General features: G+C 34.3%; 5 protein-coding genes. All 5 read right to left on the bottom strand.

Features of this window, described 5'->3' with window-relative positions:
• Positions 1 to 529, bottom strand: a 529-nt coding sequence (locus ABZ924_RS38230; RefSeq protein ID WP_361920300.1) for a replication initiation protein, incomplete at its 3' end; no start/stop codon positions are given.
• 590 nt (positions 530 to 1,119) lie between these two features.
• A complete protein-coding gene (locus ABZ924_RS38225) occupies positions 1,120 to 2,406 on the bottom strand; it encodes a plasmid recombination protein (protein ID WP_361920301.1) in 1,287 nt (428 codons plus the stop codon).
• Between the two features lie 238 nt (positions 2,407 to 2,644).
• A complete protein-coding gene (locus tag ABZ924_RS38220) occupies positions 2,645 to 3,157 on the bottom strand; it encodes a DUF5839 family protein (protein ID WP_361920298.1) in 513 nt (170 codons plus the stop codon).
• Entirely contained in the window at positions 3,138 to 3,338 is a 201-nt protein-coding gene (locus ABZ924_RS38215) for a hypothetical protein (protein WP_361920296.1), read from the bottom strand. The genes ABZ924_RS38220 and ABZ924_RS38215 overlap by 20 nt, the downstream gene beginning before the upstream one ends.
• Positions 3,339 to 3,368: 30 nt before the next feature.
• Positions 3,369 to 3,785: a hypothetical protein gene (locus tag ABZ924_RS38210; RefSeq protein WP_361920294.1), complete on the bottom strand. Its 417-nt coding sequence runs from the start codon at positions 3,783 to 3,785 to the stop codon at positions 3,369 to 3,371.
• Between the last annotated feature and the right edge of the window lie 153 nt (positions 3,786 to 3,938).

The following is a 3,938-nucleotide window of genomic DNA, read 5'->3' as shown; positions in this document are numbered from 1 at the left end:
GTTCGGTGAAGCAGCAGAAAACGACAGTCAAATTAGTGCGATTGTTGTACGGACAGAAGATGTTTCCGCCACTACGGATGAGAACGGCTTGGCAACAATCGAAACATACACCAAATAACTCCATCAATTCATTTTTAGAAATATTTTTATACCAGCAGCCATAATGCGCTTTTAAGTAATCGTATAGTGTCCAAGAGAAACTACTTTTAAAATTTGAAGCAATGGTTAAATCTGTTGTTACGTAGTATTTTTCTTTAACTTCTAAAATATGTGGAAGCATTTTGGGACTCCATTCAAAGGTAAATAATCCTTTGTCATATCCCATGCCTATAAAGGCATTCCAAAATTTGAACTTTTCATTTTCCATATCGACTGTACTAAATTTTATACTCGTGATTTTATCAGAATCTTTTAAGGCGTCTTCTGTTCGATATTGAAGTACACCAAATTTTTCTTCAAAATCAGTTTTGCGAAATTCTGTAACTCCATTTTTTTGTGTGCAAAAAATAGAGTATGCAAGCAACTGCATTTGATTGAGGGTCAATCCTTGATATAACTTAGCCATAGATAATTCGTTGCTTTTTTTTATGGAATTTTCGTATGAAATCAACTTCGTTTTACTATTTACTCTCCCCATCATAATTCCCCCAGTGACACAATTTCTCTTACGCTGAATTACTCGTACTATAACAAATACTCCTGTTTTAAAATAACTTTTAAAAGGATTATGTTATTTTAAATATAGCACTTAAATAACAAAAAAATCAACGTGTTATTTTTGAAAAGGAGAAAAAGTTATTTCAAAAGGGAGTAAAAGTTATTTTAAAAGGGAGTAAAAGTTATTTTTAAAACCTGAATCCCTTGTGGCTCTAAGCGTCAGAGCTCACCTTAAATGTAAGTAATGTAAGTAATCTTTTAAAGTAATATATATATAGGGAGCACCATTTCATGGTGAAAAATAGAAAAAACAATATGTATCTCAAAAAGCCATATAAAGCCTTCTAAGCTTTTTGAGATAAAAACCAAACGAAGGCTGTTTGTAGTAATTAGAAAGCTTAGAAGGCTCATTAGGATTTGTTTACGGCAATTCAAAAACGTTAGCAAGAAAGGCAGATGGAATTATCGACTCAATCCGTTATCTCGCTCTTTTTCGAGTTCCTTTTTGTGCGTTCGTTCAAATTCACTTACTTTTGGTTCTAAGTCGTTCTTGTCTCGAACCATCGAGGTTTTTTCTTTAACGAGGTCTCCAAACTTTTTAAAAGCTCCTTTAAAGCTCCTGGAGTCCTCTGTATGATCTTTTATAAACTTTTTAGCGCTAAGATAGGTCGTGGTTAATTCAAGCTTCAAATCCCTTGCATGCGTCTTTAAACGGTTGTATTTATATTCTAACTTTTTGTAGTCATCTAATTTCGTGTTGAATTTTTCAACAACACGATTGAAATCAAGTCTGAAATCTTCTTTTTCAATACGTAATTGTGCATTTTCTTTAGCTAGATCGGTTGTCTTTAAGTGTTCATAATCCTTTTTAATAACGACAGCTGCATGAATCTGTTCGCTTAGTTCTTTGTACTGTTCAGGAGACAATACGTAATTTTCGGTCTCACGCTCAATGACTTCTGATTTTCCTACGAATTTCTGAACCACTTCGGTTTCAATTTCTTTTTTTAGAAAAGGAATAACCGTTTTTTCATCGGGCACAATTTCTTTCAATTGCTTGATTTCACGCTCTAAATCTTTTTTCTCTTTGTAGTCATTAACGTCTTTATATTGATTTTTGCCAACTAGTTTTCGTTCGATTCCACGTTCTTTTAGTATTTTTTCTAGTAAATCCACTTCTTTTTCACGCCACTGATCAAATGGCCGTTCTTTTTGTAGGAATGAATCCTGCTGGAGAATGGCTTTGTCGAAAGAAACTTGCTTTTCCATTCCTCGTTTGTACTCGCCAGCAACTGGAACGAAGTTGATATGTAAATGTGGACTTGCTTCGTCGTTATGAATGACAGCGTTGTAGATTTTTAAATGTGGATTTCGTTTTTCAAATCCATCAAACCATTTCCGCAGCACATCATTTGCAAGTTCTTTTTTTTCATTACTAGAAAAATCATCTTTGTCTCCAACTTGAATAATCATTTCTTGTTGAACTGATGTCTTTTTACTCGACTGAATGTGCTTGTAGTAATCTGGAATTCTTCGGTCTTGCCTTGTCTGTTTCGCGTTGTATTTTTCCAACGCTTCTCCAAATTCTTTTTCATACAAATCTTTTATATTTTCTTGAACTAAGTATTTATTTTGATGAGAACGAGTCGGATCAATGTGTTTATTTTGTTCTTTTTCCTTCTCACTCATCTTTCGGTTGTTATGTTTGATGTTCGTTCTTGTTGAAGATTTTTGACATGAAATACTCATACTCATAAACCCATCACCTCTGACCAAAATTATACCAGACCGTTTGTTACTTTGACAAAGTAACCTTCTCGGTATTTTGACATGTACCATGTGCAAAATGAAGGCTCTGCGAGGCATTGGTACAGTTTTGTACCAATTAAAATCAATAGCTAGATTAAAAAAATACTCGCTTGCAGCTGTTATTTTTAATCTAAATTCATAAGCTGAATGAAAGATAAAAAAAAAGGAATAGCTTTTGCTATTCCTTTTCAGAAAATCTTTCGTAAAAAGCTGTTACGCGTTTATATCGTTCGCCTGTCTCTTCAAACTCTTCTCGAAAAACATTTGAAACTAAAAACGGTTTTTTATGTTTGCCCACGCCTACGATATCACCTTGTTGAATATTTAAATTACGCATTGTTTTGGGAATATGCCAGGTATATTCTTTGAGAGACAAAACGCGTGGTTCATCTTTTTTACTTTTTAAATGAAATCCGACAAGTGTATTATTTTTTTCACTTTCCGCTGACATTTTTCTCAACTCACTTTCAATTTGCTTAGAATCATTAGAATCAAAACTCATAAGAACTTCACGATACAAAGCTCTTAATTCTTCTCTTTCACTTTCTTGTGTCTCGCTCGTAGAAGTTAAAAGGTTCGCTGACCTTTCAATATCACCTAGAAGACCCAAAAGCATTTTAGATCGTTCAACACTAGTCCATTCCATTTTCAAAAGAGTTTCATAACGAGTTCTATATTCTTGTATTCTCATCTCTTTTCTCCCCTGCGTATTTTAATTGTTCACGATGTAAAACCATTGCCAATGCGTCTAATCGTTTTGTGTGTTCATTTTCAGGTTCATATTTTTCTAATATGTTAAGAATAAAGTCTAATTCTACTTGCGCAACTCCTAGATACAGTCGGCTCTTCTCGATACGGTCAAATGGAATCACTTTACCTCACTCCATCCCTTTTCCTGTGTTTTAACCTCTATCTTCGAGCCAATTATAAAATTCTACTTTTTTTACCGTGTCTCGAGAAAGTTCAAGATTGTTTTTTTCTAGCAAATGATTTAATCGCTTGAAATCTAATATAGCTGTTTGAATTAATTGGCTCGCTTTTTCGTTTGTAATTCCAATATCATCACCTGTGAAAATTCGCAACTTCTCGATTTTCCTTACCAAGTCTATTGCTCTCTGTCTATCTTGAGTATTGTCTAAATCCACGTATTGGAACATGTTATCGAAAGAAGTATCAACGATATTTTTAATTTCGTTGATTTGCTTTTTGGTTGCACTGGTTAATAATCCAGCACCAGCAACAATCGATTGATCGAATGGCACAAAGCGTTCAAAAGCAAGAACAGCAAAACGAACAGATCTTGGAAGAAGTGAAAACACTGAAGGGCAATATGCAGCCACTTGATGCCTCTTCGGCCGAGCAATCAAAAATAACACGCGTAGAATCGTCCTCACAGGAGGAAGAAAGCGAACCTGAACCAATAATGCCTAAAAAAGATACCCGAAGTTTATGGGCAAGGATCTGGAATAAAT

The organism is Streptomyces sp. NPDC046876 (genome assembly GCF_040645035.1).
GTDB lineage: Bacteria > Actinomycetota > Actinomycetes > Streptomycetales > Streptomycetaceae > Streptomyces.
Note: the sequence above shows the minus strand (reverse complement) of the source record. Positions and strands in the feature narration are given on the sequence as shown.